At 53.9% G+C, this 24,642-nt stretch carries 30 protein-coding genes; 27 read left to right on the top strand and 3 right to left on the bottom strand.

Annotated features, from left to right (window positions below):
* Positions 1-7: 7 nt before the first annotated feature.
* The 14 genes from BN2591_RS16955 (at position 8) to cobT (ending at position 11,842) form a co-directional block, all read left to right on the top strand.
* Entirely contained in the window at positions 8-640 is a 633-nt protein-coding gene (locus tag BN2591_RS16955; protein ID WP_086873119.1) for a cobalt-precorrin-8 methylmutase, read from the top strand.
* Positions 637-1,776, top strand: a complete 1,140-nt coding sequence (cbiD, locus tag BN2591_RS16950) for a cobalt-precorrin-5B (C(1))-methyltransferase CbiD (RefSeq protein ID WP_086873099.1) — start codon at positions 637-639, stop codon at positions 1,774-1,776. The genes BN2591_RS16955 and cbiD overlap by 4 nt, the downstream gene beginning before the upstream one ends.
* Positions 1,770-2,375: a cobalt-precorrin-7 (C(5))-methyltransferase gene (locus BN2591_RS16945; protein ID WP_086873098.1), complete on the top strand. Its 606-nt coding sequence runs from the start codon at positions 1,770-1,772 to the stop codon at positions 2,373-2,375. The genes cbiD and BN2591_RS16945 overlap by 7 nt, the downstream gene beginning before the upstream one ends.
* Positions 2,365-2,934: a decarboxylating cobalt-precorrin-6B (C(15))-methyltransferase gene (locus BN2591_RS16940; protein ID WP_086873097.1), complete on the top strand. Its 570-nt coding sequence runs from the start codon at positions 2,365-2,367 to the stop codon at positions 2,932-2,934. The genes BN2591_RS16945 and BN2591_RS16940 overlap by 11 nt, the downstream gene beginning before the upstream one ends.
* On the top strand, positions 2,927-3,700 hold the full coding sequence (locus BN2591_RS16935) for a cobalt-precorrin-4 methyltransferase (RefSeq protein ID WP_086873096.1): 774 nt from the start codon (positions 2,927-2,929) through the stop codon (positions 3,698-3,700). Before BN2591_RS16940 ends, BN2591_RS16935 begins: the two co-directional genes overlap by 8 nt.
* A complete protein-coding gene (cbiG, locus tag BN2591_RS16930) occupies positions 3,681-4,736 on the top strand; it encodes a cobalt-precorrin 5A hydrolase (RefSeq protein WP_086873095.1) in 1,056 nt (351 codons plus the stop codon). The genes BN2591_RS16935 and cbiG overlap by 20 nt, the downstream gene beginning before the upstream one ends.
* On the top strand, positions 4,736-5,461 hold the full coding sequence (locus BN2591_RS16925) for a precorrin-3B C(17)-methyltransferase (RefSeq protein WP_086873094.1): 726 nt from the start codon (positions 4,736-4,738) through the stop codon (positions 5,459-5,461). Before cbiG ends, BN2591_RS16925 begins: the two co-directional genes overlap by 1 nt.
* Positions 5,458-6,243 (top strand): cobalt-precorrin-6A reductase, encoded by a 786-nt coding sequence (locus BN2591_RS16920; RefSeq protein ID WP_086873093.1) that lies wholly within the window; start codon positions 5,458-5,460, stop codon positions 6,241-6,243. The genes BN2591_RS16925 and BN2591_RS16920 overlap by 4 nt, the downstream gene beginning before the upstream one ends.
* Positions 6,244-6,253: 10 nt before the next feature.
* A complete protein-coding gene (cbiK, locus tag BN2591_RS16915; RefSeq protein ID WP_086873092.1) occupies positions 6,254-7,048 on the top strand; it encodes a sirohydrochlorin cobaltochelatase in 795 nt (264 codons plus the stop codon).
* Positions 7,045-7,755, top strand: a complete 711-nt coding sequence (locus tag BN2591_RS16910; RefSeq protein ID WP_086873091.1) for a cobalt-factor II C(20)-methyltransferase — start codon at positions 7,045-7,047, stop codon at positions 7,753-7,755. Before cbiK ends, BN2591_RS16910 begins: the two co-directional genes overlap by 4 nt.
* A gap of 201 nt (positions 7,756-7,956) precedes the next feature.
* Complete coding sequence (locus BN2591_RS16905) at positions 7,957-9,480, top strand: cobyric acid synthase (protein ID WP_086873090.1); 1,524 nt, start codon at positions 7,957-7,959, stop codon at positions 9,478-9,480.
* Positions 9,474-10,019, top strand: coding sequence for a bifunctional adenosylcobinamide kinase/adenosylcobinamide-phosphate guanylyltransferase (cobU, locus tag BN2591_RS16900; protein ID WP_086873089.1), 546 nt, complete (start codon positions 9,474-9,476; stop codon positions 10,017-10,019). Before BN2591_RS16905 ends, cobU begins: the two co-directional genes overlap by 7 nt.
* Positions 10,016-10,756 carry an adenosylcobinamide-GDP ribazoletransferase gene (cobS, locus tag BN2591_RS16895; RefSeq protein WP_086873088.1) on the top strand — a complete coding sequence of 247 codons (741 nt, stop codon included), beginning with the start codon at positions 10,016-10,018 and terminating at the stop codon, positions 10,754-10,756. Before cobU ends, cobS begins: the two co-directional genes overlap by 4 nt.
* A 27-nt stretch (positions 10,757-10,783) precedes the next feature.
* Positions 10,784-11,842 (top strand): nicotinate-nucleotide--dimethylbenzimidazole phosphoribosyltransferase, encoded by a 1,059-nt coding sequence (gene cobT, locus BN2591_RS16890; RefSeq protein ID WP_086873087.1) that lies wholly within the window; start codon positions 10,784-10,786, stop codon positions 11,840-11,842.
* Between the two features lie 39 nt (positions 11,843-11,881).
* Here the strand turns inward: cobT and BN2591_RS16885 are convergent, their stop codons facing one another.
* Positions 11,882-12,193 (bottom strand): ArsR/SmtB family transcription factor, encoded by a 312-nt coding sequence (locus tag BN2591_RS16885; RefSeq protein WP_017458424.1) that lies wholly within the window; start codon positions 12,191-12,193, stop codon positions 11,882-11,884.
* A gap of 237 nt (positions 12,194-12,430) precedes the next feature.
* Between BN2591_RS16885 and fusA the strand changes: the two genes are divergently transcribed.
* The 8 genes from fusA to BN2591_RS16845 all read left to right on the top strand — a co-directional run bounded on the left by fusA (position 12,431) and on the right by BN2591_RS16845 (position 19,328).
* Positions 12,431-14,533: an elongation factor G gene (fusA, locus tag BN2591_RS16880; protein WP_086873086.1), complete on the top strand. Its 2,103-nt coding sequence runs from the start codon at positions 12,431-12,433 to the stop codon at positions 14,531-14,533.
* Positions 14,534-14,750: 217 nt separating this feature from the next.
* On the top strand, positions 14,751-15,104 hold the full coding sequence (locus tag BN2591_RS16875; protein WP_425268958.1) for a type II toxin-antitoxin system RelE/ParE family toxin: 354 nt from the start codon (positions 14,751-14,753) through the stop codon (positions 15,102-15,104).
* Positions 15,105-15,108: 4 nt separating this feature from the next.
* Positions 15,109-15,411 carry a helix-turn-helix domain-containing protein gene (locus BN2591_RS16870; protein WP_086873084.1) on the top strand — a complete coding sequence of 101 codons (303 nt, stop codon included), beginning with the start codon at positions 15,109-15,111 and terminating at the stop codon, positions 15,409-15,411.
* An 82-nt stretch (positions 15,412-15,493) separates the two neighbouring features.
* A complete protein-coding gene (gene ldtA / locus BN2591_RS16865) occupies positions 15,494-16,444 on the top strand; it encodes a L,D-transpeptidase (RefSeq protein ID WP_086873083.1) in 951 nt (316 codons plus the stop codon).
* Positions 16,445-16,588: 144 nt separating this feature from the next.
* Positions 16,589-17,614 (top strand): LLM class flavin-dependent oxidoreductase, encoded by a 1,026-nt coding sequence (locus BN2591_RS16860; RefSeq protein WP_086873082.1) that lies wholly within the window; start codon positions 16,589-16,591, stop codon positions 17,612-17,614.
* 169 nt (positions 17,615-17,783) lie between these two features.
* Entirely contained in the window at positions 17,784-18,260 is a 477-nt protein-coding gene (locus BN2591_RS16855; protein ID WP_086873081.1) for a cold-shock protein, read from the top strand.
* Positions 18,261-18,505: 245 nt separating this feature from the next.
* Complete coding sequence (locus BN2591_RS16850; protein WP_086873080.1) at positions 18,506-19,045, top strand: DUF2058 domain-containing protein; 540 nt, start codon at positions 18,506-18,508, stop codon at positions 19,043-19,045.
* A gap of 37 nt (positions 19,046-19,082) precedes the next feature.
* Positions 19,083-19,328 (top strand): DUF2543 family protein, encoded by a 246-nt coding sequence (locus BN2591_RS16845; protein WP_086873079.1) that lies wholly within the window; start codon positions 19,083-19,085, stop codon positions 19,326-19,328.
* Between the two features lie 98 nt (positions 19,329-19,426).
* On the opposite strand, the gene BN2591_RS16840 is transcribed toward BN2591_RS16845, so the two are convergent.
* Complete coding sequence (locus BN2591_RS16840; protein WP_086873078.1) at positions 19,427-19,936, bottom strand: hypothetical protein; 510 nt, start codon at positions 19,934-19,936, stop codon at positions 19,427-19,429.
* Between the two features lie 512 nt (positions 19,937-20,448).
* Positions 20,449-20,784: a gamma-glutamylcyclotransferase family protein gene (locus tag BN2591_RS16835; RefSeq protein ID WP_086873077.1), complete on the bottom strand. Its 336-nt coding sequence runs from the start codon at positions 20,782-20,784 to the stop codon at positions 20,449-20,451.
* Positions 20,785-21,487: 703 nt separating this feature from the next.
* Here BN2591_RS16835 and BN2591_RS24490 point away from each other — a divergent pair.
* From BN2591_RS24490 to BN2591_RS16815, 5 genes are all read left to right on the top strand, one after another.
* Positions 21,488-21,640, top strand: a complete 153-nt coding sequence (locus tag BN2591_RS24490; RefSeq protein WP_159457499.1) for a hypothetical protein — start codon at positions 21,488-21,490, stop codon at positions 21,638-21,640.
* 68 nt (positions 21,641-21,708) lie between these two features.
* Complete coding sequence (locus BN2591_RS16830) at positions 21,709-22,941, top strand: YcaO-like family protein (RefSeq protein WP_086873076.1); 1,233 nt, start codon at positions 21,709-21,711, stop codon at positions 22,939-22,941.
* A 2-nt stretch (positions 22,942-22,943) separates the two neighbouring features.
* Positions 22,944-23,636, top strand: coding sequence for a TfuA-like protein (locus tag BN2591_RS16825; RefSeq protein WP_086873075.1), 693 nt, complete (start codon positions 22,944-22,946; stop codon positions 23,634-23,636).
* Positions 23,617-24,384, top strand: coding sequence for a hypothetical protein (locus BN2591_RS16820; RefSeq protein WP_086873074.1), 768 nt, complete (start codon positions 23,617-23,619; stop codon positions 24,382-24,384). The genes BN2591_RS16825 and BN2591_RS16820 overlap by 20 nt, the downstream gene beginning before the upstream one ends.
* On the top strand, positions 24,377-24,640 hold the full coding sequence (locus tag BN2591_RS16815) for a MoaD/ThiS family protein (protein WP_159457498.1): 264 nt from the start codon (positions 24,377-24,379) through the stop codon (positions 24,638-24,640). The genes BN2591_RS16820 and BN2591_RS16815 overlap by 8 nt, the downstream gene beginning before the upstream one ends.
* Positions 24,641-24,642: the final 2 nt, after the last annotated feature.

Below are 24,642 nucleotides of genomic sequence, written 5' to 3'. Positions count from 1 at the left end.
GGAAAAGATGGATTATTTGCAGCAACCGCAGGCTATTGAAGCCAAAAGTTTTGTCATTATCGGCGACATCATCAACGAGACGCGTCCCGATTACCGCTTTGCCAGCGCGCTGCATGAAGCGGTGATCAAACGGGTCATTCATACCACCGCAGATTTTGACTGGCTCGATATCTTATGGTTCTCCGCTGACGCGCTGGAAAGCCTGTGTGCTGCGATTAAACAGGGCTGCACGCTCTACACCGATACCACCATGGCGCTTTCCGGCATTAACAAAACGCTACTGGCGCAGTTCGGCGGTGAAGTGCGGTGCTATATCTCCGACCCGCGCGTGGTGCGTCGCGCCAAAGCTGACGGCATCACCCGTTCGATGGCGGCGGTTGACCTGGCGCTGGGGGAAGAGGGCGGCAAAGTGTTTGTCTTCGGCAATGCACCCACTGCGCTGTTTCGCCTGCTGGAACATAACACGCCGGTAGATGGTGTGGTCGGCGTGCCGGTCGGGTTTGTCGGCGCGGCAGAATCGAAAGCGGCGCTGGTGGCGAGCGGTTTACCGGCTATTGCCGCACACGGGCGCAAAGGCGGCAGCAATGTGGCGGCGGCGATCGTCAATGCACTGCTTTACAGCCTGCGGGAGGCGCAATGAGCGAACAGGCGTTCGACGAGCCGGTGTGGCACAACGGAAAAGCGCTGCGCAAAGGCTATACCACGGGCTCCTGCGCGACGGCGGCCGCGAAAGTGGCGGCGCTGATGGTGCTGCGCCAGCACCTTATTCATCAGGTGTCGATTGTCACGCCATCGGGTGTCACGCTGCGCCTGAACGTCGAATGCCCGCATGTGGAGGGGCTTCGGGCTGTCGCCGCCATTCGCAAGGACGGCGGCGATGACGTCGATGCCACCCATGGCATGCTGATTTTTGCCCGCGTCACGCTTAACGAGGGTGGCGAAATAACCCTGCGCGGCGGCGAAGGCGTTGGCACGGTGACCCGCAAAGGCATTGGCCTGGCGGTGGGAGACGCGGCCATCAACCGCACGCCGCGCCAGACTATCGAAGCCGCCGTGCGCGACGTGATTGGTCCGACGCGCGGCGCAGTGGTGGAAATTTTTGCCCCGGAAGGGGAAGAACGGGCCAAAAAAACCTACAACGGCAGGCTCGGTATTGTTGGCGGCATTTCAATTATTGGCACTACCGGTATTGTGACGCCGATGTCGGAAGAGAGCTGGAAACGCTCGCTGGCGCTGGAGCTGGAGTTAAAACGCGCCGCCGGGATGGATCGCGTGATCCTGGTGCCCGGCAACCACGGCGAGCGGTTTGTTCGCGAACATCTGGGCGTCTCCGGCGAACAGGTCGTCACCATGAGTAACTTCGTCGGCTACATGATCGAAGAGGCAGTGCGCCTCGGTTTCCGGCATATCGTGCTGGTCGGTCACCCCGGCAAGCTGGTGAAAATCGCCGCCGGCATCTTTCACACCCACAGCCATATCGCTGATGCGCGTATGGAAACGCTGGTCGCACACCTGGCGCTGCTCGGTGCGCCACACGCCCTGCTGCTGGCGGTGAGCGAATGCGACACCACTGAGGCGGCGATGGAATTCATCGACGCCGCCGGGTTCAGCCACCTTTACGATCACCTCGCAGCCCGCATCTGCCTGCGTATCGAACAGCTGCTGCGCTTTACGCACAACCCGCCGCAGTGTGATGCCGTGATGTTCTCCTTTGATAACAATGTGCTTGGCGCGAACCGTTCCGTTGAGGCAATTGCGAGGGATCTCAGATGTTGACGGTCGCCGGGATGGGGCCGGGCAATCTGGCGCTGATGACGCCGCAGGCGCAGGAGGCGGTGGCGCAGGCGGAGGTGCTGGTCGGCGGTAAACGCCACCTGGCGCAGTTCCCCGATTTTGCCGGGCAACGGCGGGCGCTGGATGCGGATATTCCCGCGTTGCTGGCGTGGCTGGAAAAAAACATGGCGCGCAATATCGTGGTGCTGGCCTCCGGCGACCCGTTGTTATACGGCATCGGCACGCGGCTGGTGGCGCACTTCGGCATTGAACAGTTGCGCATTATTCCCGGCATCAGCGCCACGCAGTACCTCTGCTCGCGTACGGGCATTGATATGAACGATATCTGGCTGACCAGCAGCCACGGGCGCGATGTCGATTTCGATGCGCTGGCGCGCGCCAGCAAAGTCGCGATGGTGACCGATGCCCGCTGCGGGCCAAAAGTCATTGCTGACGCGCTACTGGCGCGCGGGGCAGAAAAGCGCTGGCTGGTGATTGGCGAAAATCTCGGTATGGACAATGAACGTATCCACAGGCTGCGCCCTGCGGAGGTGCAGGCGCATTACGAAATGAATGTGGTGGTGATCCTCAATGAAAGATGAGCGGTTTATTCGCGGTGAAAAGGTGCCGATGACCAAAGAGGCCGTGCGCGCAGTGGCGCTGTCGAAGCTGGCGCTGCACGATGCCCGCCACCTGATCGATATCGGCGCGGGCACCGGCAGTGTGAGCATCGAAGCGGCGCTGGCGCACCCGCAATTGCAGGTCACGGCGATTGAACGCAACCCGGCAGCGCTCGGGCTGCTGGAAGAGAATTGTCAGCGCTTTGCTTGCCGCAATATCACCCTGGTTCCCGGCGTTGCGCCGCTGTTTATCGGGCAGCCTGCGGACGCGGTGTTTATGGGCGGCAGCGGTGGCAATCTGACGAAACTTATCGACTGGTCGCTGGCGCAGCTTCACCCCGGCGGGCGGCTGGTGATGACCTTTATTCTGCAGGAAAACCTCAGTACCGCACTGGCGCACCTGGTCGATTGCCCCGTCACTGCGCTGGATTGCCAGCAACTTCAGGTTTCCCAACTGACCCCGCTTGGCAGCGGTCACTACTTCAAAGCGCACAATCCCGTTTTTTTGATTTCCTGTGAAAAGGAGCAACACTATGGCTGACCACACGGATGCACAAACTGTCTGGTTTGTGGGCGCTGGACCGGGCGATAAGGATCTCATCACCCTGAAGGGGTATCGGCTGTTACAACAGGCGCAGGTGGTGATTTACGCCGGTTCGCTGATTAATACCGAACTGCTGGAATACTGCCCGCCAGACGCGCAATGCCACGACAGCGCCGGGTTGCACCTTGAGCAAATCATCGACCTGATGGAAGCCGGGGTGAAGGCCGGAAAAGTGGTGGTGCGCCTGCAAACCGGCGATGTCTCTCTGTATGGCTCGGTGCGCGAACAGGGAGAAGTGTTAACCCGCCGGGGTATTCGCTGGCAGGTTGTACCCGGCGTCAGCGCTTTTCTGGGGGCGGCGGCGGAGCTGGGTGTGGAGTACACCGTGCCGGACGTGTCGCAAAGCCTGATCATCACCCGCCTCGAAGGACGCACGCCGGTGCCGGAGCGCGAACAACTGGAGGCATTCGCCAGCCACCAGACCTCGATGGCGATTTACCTCTCGGTACAACGCATTCATCGCGTGGCGGAGCGCTTAATCGAAGGCGGTTACCCGCACACGACGCCAGTCGCGGTGATTTACAAAGCGACCTGGCCGGAAAGCCAGACGGTGCGTGGCACGCTGGCAGATATTGCTGACAAAGTGCGCGATGCCGGGATCCGCAAAACCGCGCTGATCCTCGTTGGCGCATTTCTGGGCGAAGAGTTCCACTACTCGCGGCTTTACGCGGCGGATTTTAGCCATGAATACCGCAAAGCCTGACGCGATAGCGCTGTTTTGTCTGACACCGGGTGGCGTGGCGCTGGCGGCGCGTCTGCAAGCTGTGCTGCCGATGACCTGTTATACCAGCGAGAAACTGCTCACGGCGGGGTTTTTGCCCTTTGAAGGGAGTTTTGCACAGAGTCTGCGCGAGGCGTTTTGCCACTTTTCCGCGGTGATTTTTATCGGCGCAACTGGCATTGCCGTGCGCGTTATCGCCCCGCTGGTTAATGACAAATTTAACGATCCGGCGGTGATCGTCATTGATGAACGCGGGCAGCATGTCATCAGCCTGCTTTCCGGGCATTGCGGCGGCGCGAACGCGCTGACGCGCTACCTGGCGGCGGTGCTGGACGCTGATCCGGTGATCACCACTGCGACAGACGTGAACGATCTGGCGGCGCTCGACATGCTGGCCATTCAACTGGATGCGCGAATGCAGGATTTTCGCGCGGCGGTAAAGACCATCAATCAGATGCTGGTCAGCGGTAAACGCGTTGGTCTGTGGTGTGAAGTGGCGATGCGTGAGGACGTGGCGCGCTGCGATACGCGTGGTTTTATCGCAGTGGATCGCCTCGATGCGTTACCGCAACTGGATGGCCTCGTGTGCGTGACCACGCAAGCCGCGCTGCCGGTGTTGCCGTTGCCGGTTTTCAAACTGGTGCCGAAGCGCATCGTGGCGGGGATCGGCTGTCGCCGCGATACGCCGTTTACGCGGCTGCTGGCGCTGTTGCAACGCCAGTTGCAGGCGAACGACATCGACCCGCTGGCGCTGCGCGCGATTGGCAGCATCACCTTAAAGCAGGATGAAAAAGGGCTGATCCAACTAGCACAACGCCTGGGCGTGCCGTTTGACGTTTTCACGGCTGAGGCATTGCGGCAGCACGAACACCATTTTCCCGTCTCAGAATTTGTCCGCCACACCGCCGGGGTCGGGAGCGTCTCCGGCCCGGTGGCATGGCTGATGAGCCACGGGCAACTGACTGGCGAAACCCTGCGCGAGCAGGGCGTGACTATTACTTTGGGAGTTTCACACTGATGTTGACGGTAATCGGGATTGGCCCCGGCTCACAGGCAATGATGACCATGGAAGCCGTTGAAGCGCTGCAGGCGGCGGAAATTGTGGTCGGTTACAAAACCTATACCCATCTGGTGAAAGCCTTTACCGGCGATAAACAGGTGATCAAAACCGGCATGTGCAAAGAGATCGAGCGCTGCCAGGCGGCGATTGAGCTGGCGCAGGATGGACATAACGTGGCGCTGATCAGCAGCGGTGACGCCGGGATCTACGGCATGGCCGGGCTGGTGCTTGAGCTGGTGAACAAGCAGCAACTGGATGTGGACGTCCGTCTGGTGCCGGGCATGACCGCCAGCATTGCCGCCGCCGCGCTGCTCGGCGCGCCGCTGATGCATGACTTTTGCCATATCAGCTTAAGCGACCTGATGACGCCGTGGCCGGTGATTGAAAAGCGCATTGTCGCGGCGGGTGAAGCGGATTTCGTGATTTGCTTCTACAACCCGCGCAGCCGGGGGCGCGAAGGCCATCTGGCACGCGCGTTTGAACTGCTCGCGGCCAGCAAACGCGCCGACACGCCGGTGGGCGTGGTGAAATCCGCCGGGCGTAAGAAAGAGGAAAAATGGCTGACCACGCTCGGCGAGATGGATTTTGAACCCGTCGATATGACCAGCCTGGTGATTGTCGGCAACCGCGCCACTTATGTGCAAAACGGCCTGATGATCACACCCCGGGGCTACACCCTGTGACCGCCGGGCAAGTATTGGTTATCGGCGGCACCAGTGATGCGCGGCAAATTTGCCAGCAGCTGGACGACGCTAATGTGCGCTATACGCTGTCGGTGGCGACGCCGACCGGGCAACAGCTGGCGGGAAACATTCGCGGCCAGGTGCGCTGCGGGCGACTGGAGATGGACGACATGGTCGCATGGCTGCAACACCACGGTACGCGCTGGGTCATTGATGCTTCGCACCCGTATGCCGATGTGGTGAGTCGCAATATCGCCGCGGCCTGTGAGCAGGCGCAGGTGTTGCTCAGCCGTTATCAACGCCCGGAGCAGTTACCGGATTTAACCCATCCGTTGCTGTTTTATGTCGCCACGCTGGAAGAGGCCTGCGCCAAAGCCCGCGAACTGGGCGAACGTATTTTGCTGACCACCGGCAGTAAAGATCTGGCGCGCTGGCGCGAAGGCTTACCGGATAAAACCTTGCTGGCACGCGTGCTCCCTGTGCCGGAGGTGGTGGCGCAGTGCGCGGCGCTGGGTTTTGGTGTCGGCGATATTTTCGCCCTCTGCGGTCCGTTCAGCGCCGAGTTTAACGCCGCATTTTATCGCCAGTATCAAGTGGAGGTGATGATCACCAAAGCCTCCGGCGCAGAAGGCGGTTATCTGGAAAAAGTACAGCCCGCGCTGGATGCCGGCATCCCGTGCATTGTTATTGCCCGCCCGCAATCTGCGGTGAGCGGGGAAGAGTTACTTAACAGTCAGGATGCCTTTGCCGGGCGGTTGCGGCGCTGGCTGGCGGCACAGTGAGGAGAACAGCATGAAAAAAGCCCTTCTGGTGGTGAGCTTCGGCACCAGCTATCACGACACCTGTGAAAAAAATATCGTTGCCTGCGAACGCGCGCTGGCGGCCAGTTGCCCGGATCGCACCCTGTTTCGCGCGTTCACTTCCGGCATGATCATTCGCAAGCTCAGGCAGCGCGATAACCTGCATATCGATACCCCGCTGGCCGCGCTGCAAAAGCTGGCGGAACAGGGTTATCAGGATGTGGCAATCCAGTCGTTGCACATTATCAACGGTGATGAGTACGAAAAAATTGTCCGTGAAGTACAAACGATGCGCCCTCTCTTTAAACGGCTGGTGATTGGTGCGCCGCTGCTTAGCAGCCATGAAGATTACCTGCATTTGATGCAGGCGCTTTCACGCCAGATGCCGCTGGTCGCCCCCGATGAACGCGTGGTGTTTATGGGCCACGGAGCTAGTCATCATGCTTTTGCCGCGTATGCCTGCCTTGACCATATGATGGCGGCGCATCGCTTCCCGGCGCGCGTTGGCGCGGTGGAAAGCTACCCGGAAATCGACGTGGTGATCGACAGTTTGCGCCACGAAGGGGTGAAAGCCGTGCACCTGATGCCGCTGATGCTGGTGGCCGGCGATCATGCGATTAATGACATGGCATCGGATGATGAGGATTCATGGAAAACGCAGTTTGAACGCGTCGGTATTGCAGCCACGCCGTGGCTGCAAGGGTTAGGTGAAAACGCTGATATCCGCGCGATGTTTGTTCAGCATTTACAGCAGGCGCTTGAGCAATCGCTGGAGGTGGCGGCATGAACGGAAAACTCTACGCACTGAGTACCGGGCCGGGGGCTGCGGATCTTATCACTGTGCGCGCGGCGCGCATTCTCGGAACGCTGGATGTGCTGTATGCCCCGGCCGGGCGCAAAGGCGGCGATAGCCTGGCGCTGTCGATTGTGCGCGAGTATCTCGGTGAACGGACGGAGGTGCGCTGTTGTCACTTCCCGATGAGCGCCGACAGCGCGGAAAAAGAGGCGGTGTGGGATGAGGTTGCCGCCGCGCTGGAGGCTGAAGTGCAGGCCGGTAAGCAGGTTGGTTTTATTACGCTTGGCGACGCCATGCTGTTCAGCACCTGGGTGTTTTTGCTGCAACGCCTGCAACACCCGGAAACGGTGGAAATTGTTCCCGGCGTCACCTCGTTTGCCGCCATCGCCGCGCGGGCGCAAACACCGCTGGCGATGGAGCAGCAATCGCTGGCGGTAGTGTCCTGCACCGCGCCGGAAAGCGATATCCGCCAGGCGCTGGCGCAACACGACAGCCTGGTGTTGATGAAAGTCTATGGCCGTTTCGCGCGGATCAAAGCGCTGCTGGCCCAGGCTGGGTTGCTCGACCATGCGCTGCTGATGGCGGAAGCCACGCTGCCGGGAGAGCAGTGCTGGCGACAGCTTGCCGGGGTGAGCGACGATCAGCCGCTGCCCTATTTTTCGACCATTCTGGTGAATAAACAGTGGGAGAAGGCCTAACAGCCCCTGATGTGCGAGGGCAACCTGTGTTCAACCGCGAGGTTGAGCGGAGGGGGCCGGGCATGGGGTAATTATTGCGTTATCGTCAGCCGTGAGATTGCTTTATTCTGCATGGCTTGTGACGAGTAAAACGGCACGGCGAGCAGCAGTGCCGCTATATAAACCAGCCCGCATGCGGGCGAGGCAGGTTAAGGAGGCGCCATGACGCAGGCCATTATGCTGCAAGGCACCGCATCGGACGTGGGCAAAAGCGTGCTGGTGGCGGGGCTGTGCCGTATTTTTCATCAGGACGGGCTAAAAACCGCGCCGTTTAAGTCGCAGAATATGGCGCTTAACTCCGGTATCACTGCGGACGGCCACGAGATGGGGCGGGCGCAGATATTTCAGGCTGAAGCCGCGGGTATCCAGCCGGATGTGCGTATGAACCCGGTGCTGCTCAAACCAACCAGCGATCGCAAAGCGCAAGTGGTGCTGATGGGTAAAGTCGCGACCGATATGGACGCCGTGAGTTATCACGACTATAAACCGCGCCTGCGCGAGCAGATTATCCGCGTTTACCAGAGCCTGGCGCAGGAGTATGACGCGCTGGTGCTGGAAGGAGCGGGCAGCCCGGCGGAGATCAACCTGCGCGACCGGGATATCGTCAATATGGGCATGGCGGAGATGGCCGCTTGCCCGGTCATTCTGGTGGCCGATATCGACAGAGGCGGCGTTTTTGCCGCGATTTACGGCACGCTAGCGCTGCTGCAGGAACACGAACGCTGGCGGGTGAAAGGGGTGATCATCAATAAGTTTCGCGGCGATGTCGCGCTGCTCACCCCGGGAATTAAGCAGATAGAAGACTTGACCGGCGTACCGGTGATTGGCGTCATGCCGTGGCTGGAGGTCGACCTTGAAGATGAAGACGGCGTGGCGTTACAGCGCGGAAAATACGTGCGCACCGGCGAGCGGGCGCTGGATATCGCCGTGGTGCAACTCCCGCATATCTCTAACTTCACCGATTTCAACGCGCTCGCCGCTCAGCCGGATGTGCGTGTTCATTACGTGCGTACGCCAGATGAGCTGCAAAACGCCGATCTGCTGATCCTCCCCGGCAGTAAAAACACGCTCGGCGATCTCAACTGGCTGCGCGAAAGCGGGCTGGCGAAAGCGATGCTGGAACGCCATCGTGCGGATGTACCGATTATTGGCGTCTGCGGCGGGTATCAAATGCTTGGCGAAACCATTATTGATGAGGTGGAATCCGGGCTGGGTCAACAGCCAGGGCTGGGGCTGCTGGAGACGGTGACGCGGTTTGCCCGTGACAAGACCACCACGCGGGTCGAGGCGAGTTTGCCGGAGACGCTGCCCGGCTGGCTGGCACCCTGCGCCGGGCTATCGCTGCGCGGGTATGAAATTCATCTGGGTGAAACCACGCGCAGCAATGGTTGCCAGCCGGCGTTGTGGCTACAAAAAGCGGGGCAGCGCGTGGCAGACGGCGCGATCAGCCGCGACGGTCTGGTGTTTGGCACCTATCTGCATGGCTTGTTCGATAGCGATACTTTCACCCGCACATTGCTTAACGAGCTGCGCCAGCGCAAAGGGCTACCACCGCTGGATGCGCGCGTTGATTATGCGCGGTACAAAGCGCAGCAGTTTGATATCCTCGCCGACGCCATGCGTCAGCATGTGGACATTGATCGTATTTATCAGATTATGCAGCAACATCAGGAGCAAGCATGTTAACCCTTGTTACCGGCGGTGCGCGCAGCGGCAAAAGCCGCCATGCTGAATCGCTGGTCGCGAATGCAAAAACGGTGCTCTATATCGCCACGTCGCAAATCTTTGATGACGAAATGGCGGCGCGTATTGAGCACCATCGGCAGGGACGCCCCCGACACTGGCGTACCGAAGAGCGCTGGCAACAGTTATCAGACGTCATTACTCCGCATAACGATCCCAATGAAGCCGTATTGCTGGAATGCATCACGACGCTTGTCACCAATCTGCTGTTTGCTTCTGGCGCGGGCGACAACCCGGAGAACTGGGATTACGCCGCGCTGGAAGCGCAGGTTCAGCACGAGATTGAGCAACTGATTGCCGCCTGTGCGGCGTGCCCGTCACCGGTGGTGCTGGTGACCAATGAAGTGGGCATGGGTATTGTGCCGGAAAACCGCCTGGCGCGGCATTTTCGCGATATCGCCGGGCGCGTCAACCAGCGGCTGGCGCAGGCGGCGGATCACGTCTGGCTGGTGGTGTCCGGGATTGGAGTCAAAATCAAATGATCAAATTATTCTTCGCCACGCTCTCGTTTATCAGCCGGTTGCCAGTGCCTGGCCGTTGTGTTCAGGGGCTGGATGTCGCGGACTATGTGCGCGGTATTGTGACGTTTCCTCTGGTAGGGCTACTGCTTGGGGCGCTCAGCGGTATCGTCGTGCTGGTGCTGCAACCCTGGTGCGGCGTGCCGCTGGCGGCGTTTTTTGGCGTGCTGGCGCTGGCTTTGTTAACCGGCGGTTTTCATCTGGATGGTCTGGCGGATACCTGTGACGGCGTCTTTTCCGCGCGGCGGCGCGAACGGATGCTGGAGATCATGCGTGATAGCCGGCTTGGCACCCACGGCGGCCTGGCGCTGGTGTTTGTGCTGGTTGCCAAAATCCTGGTGATCAGCGAGCTGCAACTTCGCGGTGTCAGCATGGTTGCCGCACTGGCGATGGCCTGCGCCGCCGGACGTGGTTGCTCAGTGTTACTGATGTTCGGCCATCGCTATGCTCGCGAAGAGGGGCTGGGCAACCTGTTTATCGGCAAGGTTTCCGGCAGAGACACGCTGGTTACGCTGACGATCACCGGGTTGCTGGCGATTGTCATATTAGGTTTGAAAGGAATTATTGCGCTGCTGGTGACGCTGGCGGCGATCTTCCTGTTGGGGCACATGCTTAAACGTACGCTGGGTGGGCAAACCGGCGACACGCTGGGCACCGCGATTGAACTTGGCGAACTGGTCTTTCTTCTGGCGCTGCTCTGAACAGCCCGCAACATAACGAGAAACAACATGCAGACATTGACGACACTACTGGCAAGTATCCCGTCTCCCGATAATGTAGCGATGGCAAAGGCGCAGCAACATCTGGATGGTTTACTGAAGCCGGTTGGCAGCCTTGGACGGCTGGAAGCATTAGCGGTGCAAATGGCGGGAATGCCGGGGTTAAACGGCAAACCGTTTAGCGGTGAGAAAGCCATTGTGGTGCTGTGCGCCGATCATGGTGTCTGGCATGAAGGCGTGGCGGTATCTCCGCAGGTGGTCACCGCGATTCAGGCGGCGAACATGATGCAGGCGACGACGGGCGTTTGCGTGCTGGCAGCGAAGGCTGGTGCGAAAGTGCATGTACTGGATGTCGGCATTGATGCCGATCCGATCCCGGGTCTGGTGAATATGAAAGTCACGCGCGGCAGCGGCAATATCGCCACCGGCCCGGCAATGAGCCCGCAGCAAGCCGAAGCGTTGCTGCTGGAAACGATGCGCTACACCCGAGCGCTGGCGGCGCAAGGCGTGCAACTGTTCGGTGTCGGTGAACTCGGTATGGCGAACACCACGCCGGCGGCGGCGATTGTCAGCGTGTTGACCGGCGAAGAGCCTGAACAGGTGGTTGGCATTGGCGCAAACCTGCCGGAAAGCCTGCTCGGACATAAAGCACAGGTGGTGCGTAAAGCGATTGCCGTTAACCAGCCCAATCCTGGTGATGGCCTTGCGGTGCTGGCAAAAGTGGGGGGGTACGATCTGCTGGGAATGACCGGCGTGATGCTTGGTGCGGCGTCGTGTGGTTTGCCGGTGGTGCTGGATGGTTTTCTTTCTTACGCTTCCGCGCTGGCGGCGTGTCGCATTGCGCCACAGGTAAAACCGTATCTGATCCCTTCACATCTGTCGGCGGAAAAAGGGGCGCGCCTGGCGCTGGAACACTTGGGGCTGGAACCGTATCTCAATATGGGTATGCGTTTAGGCGAAGGCAGCGGCGCGGCACTGGCGATGCAACTGGTGGATGCGGCTTGTGCTGTCTACAACAACATGGGCACGCTGGCGGCGAGCAATATTGTGTTGCCGGAAACGAAATAACGATCTCCTTTGCCGGGTGGCGCTCTGCCTTGCCCGGCATTACCCTTCTTTTTGCATCGCCTGCAGCAGCGTATCCAGCAAACCTGGAAAGCAGGCGTCGAGATCTTCGCGGCGCAGGGAGATCATATTTTCCCGCCCCTGCGGGCGCTGCCAGACCACGCCGCTATCGCGCAGTACGCGCCAGTGATGTGTCATGGTCGATTTCGCCACATCTTCCGGGCGCAGGGCGTTACAACTTAATTCGCTGCCATCGGCAAGCCGCTTGATCATCGCCAGGCGCAGGGGATTGCCAAGGGCAAAGAGCACATTTTCAAGGCGAAATTGCTCACGTTCGGGGTGGTTAGCGATCATAATCTTCCTGTGTCGGCGGTGGCTGTGCTGGAAAAGCCGCAGCCCGTATCGGCGGCTGGGCCGGTACTATACGCAAACTGCTTTGCGAAAGCCACGAAGTCAATCGCGGCCCAACCAATCGTAAGAATAGCAAAAATAGTTCGAATATACTCGTACAGTTGTACTATCATAGATGCCGTGAATACATAGCGGCCAATTCCGGCCGCGAACTAACCGTCAAATGACTAAGGACGCATCATGCCCCGACCCATCCCCCTCGAACGTTATCGCAACATCGGTATCTCCGCGCATATCGATGCCGGTAAAACAACCACCACTGAGCGCATTCTGTTTTACACCGGGATGAGCCACAAACTGGGTGAAGTACACGATGGCGCGGCAACAACCGACTGGATGGCGCAGGAGCAAGAGCGCGGCATTACCATTACGTCTGCGGCGGTAAGCTGCTTCTGGCCTGGTATGGACAGAGGGTTTGAGCCGCACCGCATCAATATCATCGACACCCCCGGGCATGTGGATTTCACCATTGAGGTGGAGCGTTCCATGCGTGTGCTCGACGGCGCGGTAATGGTGTATGACTCCGTCGGTGGCGTGCAGCCGCAGTCCGAAACCGTGTGGCGTCAGGCTAATAAATACCATGTGCCGCGTCTCGCGTTCGTCAACAAGATGGACAGACCCGGCGCGGATTTTTTCCGCGTGGTGCAGATGATGATCGACCGCCTGAAAGCCAACCCGGTGCCGATTGTGATCCCGATTGGCGCGGAAGAGCACTTCACCGGTGTGGTGGATTTGATCAAAATGCGCGAAATCATCTGGGATGACGCGACGCAAGGCATGACTTTCAGCTATGGCCCGGTACCGGATGATCTGATGGCAACCGCGCTGGAGTGGCGCGAGAAAATGATCTCTGCGGCGGCAGAAGCCAGTGACGAGCTGATGGATAAATATCTGGAAACCGGCTCGCTGGATGAAGCGGAAATTATTGCCGGCCTGCGCAAACGCACTGTCGCCGGGGAAATTCAGCCGATGTTATGCGGCAGCGCCTTTAAAAATAAAGGCGTCCAGCGCATGCTCGACGCGGTGGTGGAGCTGATGCCGTCGCCGCTGGATATCCCTGCCATTCAGGGCGTGGATGAAAAAGGCCAACCGGCAGAGCGCCATGCTAATGACGACGAACCGTTTTCGGCGCTGGCATTCAAACTGATGACCGACCCGTATGTGGGCCAGCTTACCTTTATCCGCGTCTATTCCGGCGTGCTGAAAAAAGGGGATGCGGTATACAACCCGGTGAAAGGTAAAAAAGAGCGCATCGGACGTATTGTGCAGATGCATGCCAACGATCGCCATGAAGTGGATGAGCTGCGCGCCGGCGATATCGCCGCCTGCGTTGGCTTGAAAGATGTCACCACTGGCGACACGTTAAGCGACCCGGATAAAGTGATCACCCTGGAGCGCATGGAGTTTCCTGAGCCGGTGATTTCGCTCGCTATTGAGCCGAAAACCAAAGCGGATCAGGAGAAGATGGGTATCGCGTTACAGCGGCTGGCGTCGGAAGATCCCTCATTCCGCCTGCATACTGATGAGGAATCCGGGCAGACGATTATTTCCGGGATGGGTGAGTTGCACCTGGAAATTATTGTCGACCGCATGAAACGTGAGTTTGGCGTGGAGGCGAATATCGGTCGCCCGCAGGTCACATACCGCGAAACCTTGCGTAAAACCGTGAAGGATATCGAAGGTAAATTTGTACGCCAGTCCGGCGGTAAAGGTCAGTATGGTCATGTGGTGCTGATGCTTGAGCCGCTGGAGCCGGGTAGCGGCTTTGTATTTGAAGACGCCACCAAAGGCGGCGTGGTGCCGCGCGAGTATATTCCTTCTGTGGAGAAAGGCTTGCGCGAAGCCATGAATAACGGCGTGCTGGCGGGTTATCCGGTGGTCGATGTGAAGGCAACCCTGACATTTGGTTCCTATCACGATGTGGACTCCTCGGAAATGGCCTTCCGCATGGCGGCGATCTTTGGTTTCAAAGAGGGCGCGCGCAAAGCGGATCCGGCAATCCTGGAGCCGATCATGCATGTGGAAGTGGAAACGCCGGAAGAGTACGCCGGGAACATTATGGGCGATCTCTCTTCCCGTCGCGGGATGGTGCAAGGCATGGAAGAGCGTTTCGGTAGCCAGATTATCCGCGCCGATGTGCCGCTGGCCGAGATGTTCGGCTACTCCACCACGCTGCGATCCATGTCGCAAGGCCGCGCGACCTACAGCATGGAATTCCACCACTATGCGGAAGCGCCGCGCAACGTGGCGGATGATATCATCGCTAGCCGCAGCAAAGGCTAACCTGAAAGTGTTAAAACAAAAACCCCGCCCCGGCGGGGTTTTTTCTTGTGTGAAGCTGGATCGTAAAATCAATGCAACGCTGTAATTTGCCGCTGATATTCAGGAATCACGCTTCCATTGCTATCCATCTGTGCATGCATACCCCGTCTGAACGCCGCATTATTTCAATATAGGATTTGATCTATATAGTTTTTGATCTATATTTATGGGGTGTGCTGTGTGGCGGATAACAATGACGCCGACGTTTGAAAAATGGTTTGATGCACTGGGTGATAACGATCGCGCCAGTGTGCTGGCGGCGCTGATGGTACTTCGGGTTAAAGGCCCGCAGCTACCAAGGCCTTATGCGGATACGGTAAAAGGCTCGCGTTATAACAATATGAAGGAGCTACGCATACAAAGCCGGGGCGAGCCGTTTCGGGTCTTCTATGCCTTTGATCCGCAGCGCGTGGGCATATTGCTTTGCGCTGGAAACAAGGCGAGTCATGAGAAACGCTTTTACGATGTGATGATCCAGATTGCAGATCGGGAGTTAACGCGCCATCTGCACAAGATAAAAATTAAGGAGTAACGCGATGAGCAAAACGCTGGAACAGCTAATTGCCGAACAAAAGGCCGAGGTTGTCACCGCTGCGCAGTCACTCGCGCAAGAGATGCTGCTCAATATCCACCTTGCCGAGCTGCGTGAGCGGGTACAAAAAACGCAGATTGAAATGGCGCAGGAGTTGGGGCTGAAACAGCCCACGGTCGCCGTGATGGAAAAGCAAGGGCGGGATATTAAACTTTCCACGCTGAAGCGCTACGTGGAAGCGACAGGCAGCAAGCTACGCATTGATATTGAGCTGCCGGATGGCTCGCACTATGGCTTTGCGCTGTGAAGCGATAACATGCTGTAAAAAAGAGAAAACCCGCAAAGCAAACTATCATTAGCAAATACCCGTTGCGCCCGAGGAAAAGATGATGCGCTGCGTTAAACTCCTTTGCTGTTGTGTTGCTTTACTCTGCGCCCAGGGCGCTCAGGCCGTAAGCTATCCGCTGCCGCCGGAAGGCAGCCGTCTGGTGGGAAGCCCGCAAACTATCACCATTGCGCAGGGAAATACGTTACCGCTGGAAGCGTTTGCCGCGAAGTACGGTCAAGGGCTGAGTAATATGCTCGAAGCCAACCCGGATGCCGATCCCTTTTTACCTAAAGCCGGTTCACAACTGGTCATTCCGCAGCAGGTGATCCTGCCCGCTACCGTCCGCGAAGGCATTGTGATTAACGTTGCGGAAATGCGTCTTTACTATTACCCGAAAGATTCTAATACCGTCGAGATCTTACCGATTGGCATCGGCCAGGCTGGACGCGAAACGCCGCGCAACTGGGTGACTGCGGTGGAACGCAAGCAGGAGGGGCCAACCTGGACACCCACGGCGAATACGCGGAAAGCGTACGAGAAAGAGGGGAAAACCTTACCTGCGTTTGTACCCGCCGGGCCGGATAACCCGATGGGGCTGTATGCCATTTATATCGGGAAGCTATACGCCATTCATGGCACGAATGCGAATTTTGGCATTGGGCTGCGCGTTAGTCAGGGCTGTATCCGTTTACGCAGCAATGACATTAAATACCTCTTCGACAATGTACCTGTGGGAACGCGGGTGCAGATGATCGACCAGCCGGTCAAAATAACCACCGAGCCGGATGGCAGCAGTTGGGTGGAAGTTCACGAACCGCTATCGCGCAATCGCGCCGAGTTTGAGTCCAGCAACAAAGTGCCGCTGCCTGCCACCCCAGTGCTACATGCGCTGATGAAAGGCGAAGGCATTGATGCGAACCGGGCAAACCAGGCGCTGGAGCGCCGTTCCGGTATGCCGGTAAATATTAGTGCGCCTGTGGTGAATCATCCGATTGATAAACAATCGCTATAGAATGGTTTATCAATAAATTTGAACCTCAAGGTTAAACAATCGGTATTTATTCTTCTCATGGAGTGCGTAGAGTAAGGGCAATCCTGGACGGGTAATCAACCCCCGTTTGCTGATTACCTCTCTGAACAGAAGGACAACGACGCCATGAAGAAGATCGGATTTTTGTCATTTGGTCACTGGACACCTTCGCCGCAATCGGCGACGCGTTCGGCGGCTGACACGCTGCTGCAATCCATCGATCTGGCGGTTGCCGCTGAAGAGCTTGGTGCGGACGGCGCGTATTTCCGTGTGCATCACTTTGCCCGCCAGCTCAGCTCACCTTTTCCGTTACTGGCCGCTATTGGTGCCAAAACGCACAAAATAGAGATTGGCACCGGCGTTATCGATATGCGCTATGAAAACCCGCTGTATATGGCAGAAGATGCCGGCGCGGCGGATTTGATTTCTGGCGGGCGTTTACAACTGGGCATCAGCCGGGGTTCACCGGAACAGGTTGTTGATGGCTGGCGCTATTTTGGCTATCAGCCGGTGGAAGGCGAAACCGATGCGGATATGGCGCGCCATCATACACAAACGTTTCTTGATGTGCTGCGCGGCGAAGGGTTTGCCAAACCGAACCCGCAACCAATGTTCCCGAACCCACCAGGCTTGCTGCGCCCGGAACCTTGGTCTGAAGGTTTGCGCGAACGTATCTGGTGGGGCGCAGGCTCAAATGCGACAGCGGTTTGGGCGGCAAAACTGGGGATGAATCTGCAAAGCTCCACGCTGAAAAATGATGAAACCGGCGAACCGTTCCATATCCAGCAGGCGCAGCAGATTCGTGCCTACCGTGAAGCCTGGAAAGCAGCAGGGCACTCGCGCACGCCGCGCGTCTCTGTCAGTCGCAGTATTTTTGCGCTGGTGGACGATCGTGACCGGGCTTACTTTGGTGGCAGCCGTGACGACAGCGATAAAATCGGCTTTCTTGATGAGAAAACCCGTGCTGTTTTTGGCCGCAGCTATGCAGCAGAACCGGATAAATTGATCGAACAGCTGAAACAGGATGAGGCCATTGCCGAAGCAGATACGCTACTGCTGACCGTGCCGAATCAATTAGGCGTGGATTATAATGCGCACGTGATTGAGTCGATTCTTAAGCATGTCGCGCCGGAGATGGGCTGGCGTGATTGATTGGAAACTGCAGTTGAAAGCATAACCTCCTCCTCGTACGGCGCACTATAAAGCGCCGTACTCCGCTTTGCCGGGCTTTAAGCCAAAGATGTAGTCGGCGCAGGCATTGTGCTTTACACTGCGCGCTGCAAAAACAGAGCAAATGAATGATTAAGTAGGTGGTAAGGCGATGAACGGAAAGATCACAACCTGGTTTAAAGATAAAGGCTTTGGATTTATCAAAGATGAAAACGGGGAAAACCGTTACTTTCATGTGATTAAGGTCGCCAACCCTGAGTTGATTAAAAAAGATGCGGCGGTAACGTTCGAACCCACGACAAACAACAAAGGGTTGTCTGCTTATGCGGTGAAAGTGGTCCCGGAAAGCAAATACATCTATATCGCAGGTGAACGAATTAAGCTCACATCGATTAAATCTTATCTGGTGTACAGCGAAGAAGTTCCCGCTGATATCCGCATCGATAAAGACAATGCGGTGCTGTCCGTTGGCGCGCTGATGGGAAGTATCCGGCCTAAATCAGCGGCTAAGCCTGGCGAAATGCGCTCGCTAAAAAAACTGGCAATCACCACCTTTCAGGGAACGACTCTGATCTTCTCCGAAGACGAGATAGACGTGGATGCGACAGTTAAGTTGCTTAAAGTCTAACCACCCTGATTGGTTTACTGCCGAAACCAGCGTTTTATAAACCGCGTTTCGGCGTCGTTTACTGTTCGCTGTGGTACTTTTCTTCTCAATCAGCCCCCAGAGTAATACTTTCGCCCCGTGGATAATGTGCGGTGGCGAATGCAATGTCTGCTCTTCGCGGGTAATGAGTCGATCCCGCAATCTGGTCTCTTAACAGCAATTACAGCTATAATCCGACACATTGTTCAACCGGTTTACAGACGAAAATGACAAAACTCACGTTACAAGAGCAGATGCTCAAAGCGGGATTAGTAACCAGTAAGAAAATGGCCAAAGTCCAGCGTACTGCCAAGAAATCACGCGTTCAGGCGCGTGAGGCAAGAGAGGCAGTGGAAGAGAATAAAAAAGCGCAGCTTGAGCGCGATAAGCAATTAAGCGAGCAACAAAAACAAGCGGCGTTATCAAAAGAATATAAAGCGCAGGTGAAACAGCTTATTGAAATGAACAGGATCACTATTGCCAAAGGTACGATTGATTTTAATTTCACGGATAATAAGCTAATTAAAAAAATAGTGGTGGATAAAAATACGCAGGCGCAACTAATTAGCGGTCGTCTCGCTATTGCTCGTCTGGTTATTGATGGCAATGGTGAGAGTGAGTACGCGATTATTCCGGCAATCGTTGCCGATAAAATTGCTCAGCGGGATGCGAACAGTATTGTATTAAACAGCGCGCTTAGTCAGGAAGAGCAAGATGAAAATGATCCGTACGCGGATTTTAAAGTGCCCGATGATTTGATGTGGTAATAACCACTACAAACGATCTCAATCTCTGGGGGAATATATGAGTAACGAAGTACCGCTTAAATTTTATGACATCGTGGATGAGTATTCGACAGAAACCGAAAAAACGGTAAAAGAATCAGAACGCGATGTGCTGGCACACTATTTCCAGTTGCTGATTACCCGTTTGATGAATAACGAAGAAATCAGTGAAGAGGCGCAGCAAGAGATGGCCAATGAAGCGGGTATTGATGCGCTGCGTATTGATGAGATTGCGACATTTCTCAATCAGTGGGGTAACGAGTAACCTCTGTTGCCATGATTCCTGAACGCGCGAAGGTGTATTTTTTATGTCCGCTCGCCGTCGGAAGCGGACATCGCAAATATCCCTGAACGTGAAAAAAATTAGTAGAGGATATTTGCCATCGCTTTGTACCGTTCAGGTAACGCGCTGTTCAGCGCCAGGACTTTTTCAAGAATAGAGAATGTCGGCTCCCCTTTCGCCCGTTCGCCCTCGACAATTGCGGAACGTATTGTCGCCGCTGCCGTAGAAATGTTATTGAAATAGTCTTCTGATTCCGCCGTCTGTAATTCGCCTGAAATGGCGTAATGGACAATTGGCCAGTCTGTAAAATCAATTAACGGGAACGCTTCTTTATCGGGTGATATATTGGCTAATAACAACGCCTCCGCTTTTTTGTGATCATTTTGTGCAGTTGAAAGGAGCTGTAAACGATATTTGATTCTTGACAGAGTGTCGTCATTCACTTTTTGTGACGATAGCGCCGTAACAAAAGCGGATAACTCATCCTCAGGTGGGCTGTGATCATAATGCGTATTCCGCTGGGCTTCAGTAAGAGGCTGAGTATTATTTGATGCGATTTCAATTAAATAATTTAAAATTTCTAAAGTCATTTACTATGCCTTATGAATTTTTTGCGCGGTCCGGGTTGGCGATAATAAAAATAGTGCTGGCAGTTTTTTATCGCTGCTAATAAAACCCGTGTCGAAAATAACGCATGGCATGCCAGATTATGAAAGGTGCTGTTGATTAACGTTTTTAAAACGTTACTCAGCTCCTGTTTCATATTTAAATAGCATCGCTCAATCAGGTTTACACGGTGAGTATCATTGATGGTGTGTCGTTTGAAAAACGAAAAATTGTGCGGCCTGATGTGAGTTCAACTCAACATGGTTAACAACGATAAGGTTTTTCTGCTGACGTGAGGCCGGCTCATGCGAGAGATGATACGGCCGGTATTCACTGTTTATTTTTCTTCGAACAGGCTTCGGCGTTTCGTCAACCACCTGCATTTGTGGCACAAGCCCCTCAAAAACGGGGGCCTGGTTTAAGCAAAAAAGTTCAGCGTACTTGCCTCAGGCATGGGGGTGTTTTGCGTTGAAGGCGGTTAATCACTACTGCGCTGCTATGCTTTTTTCTGCGGCTGCAGTTGATAAATCCATGCCGTCACATGTTTGCCGTCGAGCGTGGTCACCTCCACCTGAACACGATCGTAGCCCTCTTCAAATTCATCCAGCATCGACCAGTGCGCCGCCAGGTTAGCAGATAAAAACAGGTAACCATCAACCCGGGAACCGTCTTTATCCAGCACAATACCAGGGAAATCGGCGGCTGCGCCCCAGCCATATTCATAAAACATTCCCGTAACGTAACTTGGCAGCCACTCTCCACCGATGTTTTCCAGAATATAAGCATTCGAGTGGCCAGGGCGAAGCGTCCCGTAAACAAACAATGATTCCATGTTCCCTCATTATCTAACGCAATGAATAATCAGCAGAGTGATTATTAACATACGTTTAAGCGGTGCGGTTCGCAACTGGCTATCATCATAGGCTGCACGATATTGCGGCCAATACGTTATGAATGCCTGTATCACAATTAAATGAATCAGGAAAATCATTGTTACTTTAAATATAGTTAAGCGCTACTGAAATTTAAGTGAATACGCATCTACAAAGTATGGGTATATTTTTTTCGTTACATTTTTGGGCCTTTTTTTAAAACATGGTTTCGCAAATTAATATTTACTTCGAATTGAAATTAATGTGTTTGTCACTTAGTGGTGAATTTATTCATTTTCATGAATTAATTTTATGAAAGCTGTGTGATAATTTGTAGGTATATAATGCAAGGGTGAAACTACATTAATATATTCTGTATTGTTAACCAATTAAAATATATTAAAAATACATTTTATAAATAATTTTTGCGTCACTATTTGTTCTCTATCTTACTGTTTAATGGTTATTTTTGTATCGTGGTTGGGTGTGTTTTATAGCTATTTGTAAGGAAAATCCTAATATGGGAAATGTGATTTTGACGACATTAATAAAAACTTAATTTTTACTTCGTTGACATTTTTTTCACATTTGGCATTTATTAATTAACACGGACGTTTTTCCTGTTGAGGGAATATTTATCTAATCTTCATTAAGGTCAAAATTATGCAAGAGAATGTAACCACACTGAATCTAAATATTTCGGAAGACATTTCAGCAGACCTGAAAGAGTTCTTCGAACAACAAGCTTCTGTAGGCATTGGCGGCCCGTCGACGGGTCATAATGCTAATAACGATCTTATTACTTACGACGATTAACATTGCTGTCGGTCTGATTCAACTGCTCTGCGAATTATCGCAGAGCAGCTCTTTAAACGGGAGGGTCAATGTACAGGTTAAGCTCAAGCATAAGAACCAGAACGGCCGAAGATTCATTGATTCTGGCTGACGCAATTGCAGAGAAAATGGGGGTTACACGGGTAACAGACATCACCTGGCTGGATAAAATTGGTATGCCGGTTTATGCCGGGATCCGTCCTTTTGCGGCAAAGGGCTCATTAAATGTTCATAACGGAAAAGGGATGCGCCCAAATGAGGCCAAGATTGGCGCTTTTATGGAGTCAATAGAATTTTCGTTAGCGGAAGGGATGAAGCATCAACACGAAATAAAAAAATATACCCTTAAAGAAATTCAGGCTTCTTTACCGGCGGGACTTGCTTTTTCATCTTTTGGCGCAAAACTTGGTGTCACACTCACGCCCGAAGAAGAAATATATTGTGTACACGCGACAGATATTATTGGAGGAGGAGAGGCGCTTATTCCTGCGGAACTGGTTTTCCATCCGGTCAATCTGGCAGGGCAGCGTTCGCTTTATGGCGGTACGACCACCAACGGTCTATGCTCCGGTAATTCGAAAATGGAAGCCGCCATTCATGGTGTTTGTGAAGTGCTGGAAAGGGATGTGAAGTCTTTTGATATTATCAATGATTGTTCTTACCTTGTTGACAGAAATACAGAGCCAGAAGCAATAAAGGCGTTAAGAAAAAAAATTGAAGATGCGGGCCTTATGTTAGCGTTGCGAAAAACACCTAACGAATTCAATCTGCCTTATTTTTCTGCCTTTGTGCTGGAACCTGATAATCAAAGTCCTATCTCTATAGCGGATGGTTATGGGCTGCACCCTGTTGCTGAAATTGCTGCAATACGCGCAATTACCGAGGCGGCGCAGAGTCGTCTGACCCATATTCATGGCGGCAGAGATGATATTGTTAAGCGCATCTTTTTCTATCAACAAAATCCCCACCTTGATGAAGAGATCATCATGAATAACATCAGGGAGAAGATCCTTAACAGTGAATATATCACCTCATTTATCACGCCTGATGAAGAGGGTTATGTCCCCGAGTCTGTAGAAAAATTATGGCATTACATTAAAGAAAAAATGGTATCAGCTGGCTTTCATCACTGTTTTGTTTATGAACTCAATCCAGAAGGTTTTCCGTTTAGCGTATTGCGTGTTGTGGTGCCAAAAGCAGAATTTATTGAAAGCGAGATGAAACGGATTGGTCCGCGTTTTTTGGCGGCTTTCCAGCGTCGGGAAAAAACGAATAAGGAGTAAGTATGCGCTTAGAAAATATATTCCTGTTTATTGGCCCCACCTCCTATGGTATCGCGCTGGATGAAGTCATTACCCCGGAAACTGTCATTTTGCCTCCGGTTCGCCGTGGTGATATTCAGACGCTTATCGAGCAAGAAAGTCCGGCGACTATCGTTATTGTCGATGGGACTTATCATGCTTATCCGGCTGTATCGCACGTTGAAATAAAAAATGCGCTTAAACAGGGCTGGGATGTGTGGGGCATGAGTTCAATGGGCGCTTTGCGCGCTGCGGAAATGCATACTCTGGGGATGCGCGGTTATGGCACGGTATTTCAGCGTTTTATGCAAAACAAGGATTTGCCTGATGATTATGTCGCGCTGGTACACGGTACGGAATCGCCCTGGTTTCCGGTCAGTGAGCCGCTTGTGCATATCGAACATCTTTTGCAGGAGGCTGTACGTTCGTCGGTTATCCCGTCTGAAATGAATTATCAGCTGATGCATGAGATGCGAAATATGTGGTTTGGTTATCGAACGCTTAAGTATCTGCGGGAGAAAACCTGCACGTTGCCTGCGCCGCAGCGGGCGTCATTTAACGCCATGCTCGACAGGATGAATGATTATCGGCTGAAAAGTATGGATGTGATTCATTTTTTTCAGCAAAAACCGTTCTTATATGACAAAGAGGTCGGGCATGGAAATGAAGTATATTGATATTATTGCTAAATCCAACGGCGTGCCGATGATTTCTGATAAATTTGATGCGCAAACGCTTATTACGCTTGTCGCACATTACCGGCATACTCTTTTACAATGTTTCGATAATTTATCCGAATATTTGGACCCTGAGAGAATTGAGGTTTTTTATCGTGAGCGTAATCAACCTCAGGGGCTGGATTATCCAGAATATGGCGAGCTAAGCGAGTCTGAACAACAGGCAGTCAATAATGCGATTTCGCATATTTTACAGGTTATGCCTGAATGGAAACTTTATTTTTCTATCCCGATTAACTTTAAGCGCCTCACTGCAAATGAAAATATGGTCAGTCTGACTAACCATAATATCCCGCAGATAATTTTTCTTGGTGCTAAAGCCTTTAAATCTTACACATGGCTTGAGGAAGTCATTATTCATGAAATGGCGCATATCTGGCTGGGGCTGATTTGCGAAATTGACAGCTTCCACGAACATTCGGAGCAAAGCCGTTATACGCTTCCGTCGGGAACTAAAGACAAAGATGCACGTGGTGTTATTTTTGCCTCGCACTTTGCTGCTTGTGTGCTGAAGTACATGACCAGAAAACGAGTCAGTAAAGATTTTACTCAGCAGGATGACGAGCGTTTTGCCTGGCTGCAGAACTATTTTTTGGGGTGTATGAGTCAGCTGGTAAATATGAATGAACTCAAACCAGCAGGTAAAAAGATCGTGAGTATCATGGGAGATGAGGTGTCCTATGCTTAAAATAATGCTTCCGCGACAATTAATGAATTATACCGATATCAAAGGTGAGTATGAAAGCAGCGCAACCAACGTGCAATCTGCTTTGGATGAGCTAACGGACGTTTATCCTTTTTTGAAAATCCAGCTTTTTAATAGTGACAGAACGCTGCGGAATTTCGTCAATGTTTTTGTTAATGAACAAATGACAGAGGATCTGAGTGAGCCGATTCCTCCGCACTCCAGAGTACAAATCATCGTTGCAGTGGCGGGAGGTTAACC

The sequence above is a fragment of the Kosakonia pseudosacchari genome, from assembly GCF_900184035.1.
GTDB classification, from domain to species: domain Bacteria; phylum Pseudomonadota; class Gammaproteobacteria; order Enterobacterales; family Enterobacteriaceae; genus Kosakonia; species Kosakonia pseudosacchari.
This window is presented reverse-complemented; position numbering and strand designations above follow the sequence as displayed.

Bases quoted from the DNA above. Each gene is read 5' to 3' on its own strand.
- BN2591_RS16840 (WP_086873078.1), bottom strand. From the start codon at position 19,936: ATGACTTTAGAAATTTTAAATTATTTAATTGAAATCGCATCAAATAAT.
- BN2591_RS16815 (WP_159457498.1), top strand. From the start codon at position 24,377: ATGCTTAAAATAATGCTTCCGCGACAATTAATGAATTATACCGATATC.
- fusA (WP_086873086.1), top strand. From the start codon at position 12,431: ATGCCCCGACCCATCCCCCTCGAACGTTATCGCAACATCGGTATCTCC.
- cbiD (WP_086873099.1), top strand. From the start codon at position 637: ATGAGCGAACAGGCGTTCGACGAGCCGGTGTGGCACAACGGAAAAGCG.
- BN2591_RS16910 (WP_086873091.1), top strand. From the start codon at position 7,045: ATGAACGGAAAACTCTACGCACTGAGTACCGGGCCGGGGGCTGCGGAT.
- BN2591_RS16940 (WP_086873097.1), top strand. From the start codon at position 2,365: ATGAAAGATGAGCGGTTTATTCGCGGTGAAAAGGTGCCGATGACCAAA.
- cbiG (WP_086873095.1), top strand. From the start codon at position 3,681: ATGAATACCGCAAAGCCTGACGCGATAGCGCTGTTTTGTCTGACACCG.
- BN2591_RS16820 (WP_086873074.1), top strand. From the start codon at position 23,617: ATGGAAATGAAGTATATTGATATTATTGCTAAATCCAACGGCGTGCCG.
- BN2591_RS16830 (WP_086873076.1), top strand. From the start codon at position 21,709: ATGTACAGGTTAAGCTCAAGCATAAGAACCAGAACGGCCGAAGATTCA.
- cobU (WP_086873089.1), top strand. From the start codon at position 9,474: ATGTTAACCCTTGTTACCGGCGGTGCGCGCAGCGGCAAAAGCCGCCAT.
- BN2591_RS16945 (WP_086873098.1), top strand. From the start codon at position 1,770: ATGTTGACGGTCGCCGGGATGGGGCCGGGCAATCTGGCGCTGATGACG.
- BN2591_RS16855 (WP_086873081.1), top strand. From the start codon at position 17,784: ATGAACGGAAAGATCACAACCTGGTTTAAAGATAAAGGCTTTGGATTT.
- BN2591_RS16870 (WP_086873084.1), top strand. From the start codon at position 15,109: ATGAGCAAAACGCTGGAACAGCTAATTGCCGAACAAAAGGCCGAGGTT.
- BN2591_RS16885 (WP_017458424.1), bottom strand. From the start codon at position 12,193: ATGATCGCTAACCACCCCGAACGTGAGCAATTTCGCCTTGAAAATGTG.
- BN2591_RS24490 (WP_159457499.1), top strand. From the start codon at position 21,488: ATGCAAGAGAATGTAACCACACTGAATCTAAATATTTCGGAAGACATT.
- cbiK (WP_086873092.1), top strand. From the start codon at position 6,254: ATGAAAAAAGCCCTTCTGGTGGTGAGCTTCGGCACCAGCTATCACGAC.
- cobT (WP_086873087.1), top strand. From the start codon at position 10,784: ATGCAGACATTGACGACACTACTGGCAAGTATCCCGTCTCCCGATAAT.
- cobS (WP_086873088.1), top strand. From the start codon at position 10,016: ATGATCAAATTATTCTTCGCCACGCTCTCGTTTATCAGCCGGTTGCCA.
- BN2591_RS16825 (WP_086873075.1), top strand. From the start codon at position 22,944: ATGCGCTTAGAAAATATATTCCTGTTTATTGGCCCCACCTCCTATGGT.
- BN2591_RS16845 (WP_086873079.1), top strand. From the start codon at position 19,083: ATGAGTAACGAAGTACCGCTTAAATTTTATGACATCGTGGATGAGTAT.
- BN2591_RS16905 (WP_086873090.1), top strand. From the start codon at position 7,957: ATGACGCAGGCCATTATGCTGCAAGGCACCGCATCGGACGTGGGCAAA.
- BN2591_RS16925 (WP_086873094.1), top strand. From the start codon at position 4,736: ATGTTGACGGTAATCGGGATTGGCCCCGGCTCACAGGCAATGATGACC.
- BN2591_RS16860 (WP_086873082.1), top strand. From the start codon at position 16,589: ATGAAGAAGATCGGATTTTTGTCATTTGGTCACTGGACACCTTCGCCG.
- BN2591_RS16835 (WP_086873077.1), bottom strand. From the start codon at position 20,784: ATGGAATCATTGTTTGTTTACGGGACGCTTCGCCCTGGCCACTCGAAT.
- BN2591_RS16955 (WP_086873119.1), top strand. From the start codon at position 8: ATGGATTATTTGCAGCAACCGCAGGCTATTGAAGCCAAAAGTTTTGTC.
- BN2591_RS16850 (WP_086873080.1), top strand. From the start codon at position 18,506: ATGACAAAACTCACGTTACAAGAGCAGATGCTCAAAGCGGGATTAGTA.
- BN2591_RS16935 (WP_086873096.1), top strand. From the start codon at position 2,927: ATGGCTGACCACACGGATGCACAAACTGTCTGGTTTGTGGGCGCTGGA.
- ldtA (WP_086873083.1), top strand. From the start codon at position 15,494: ATGCGCTGCGTTAAACTCCTTTGCTGTTGTGTTGCTTTACTCTGCGCC.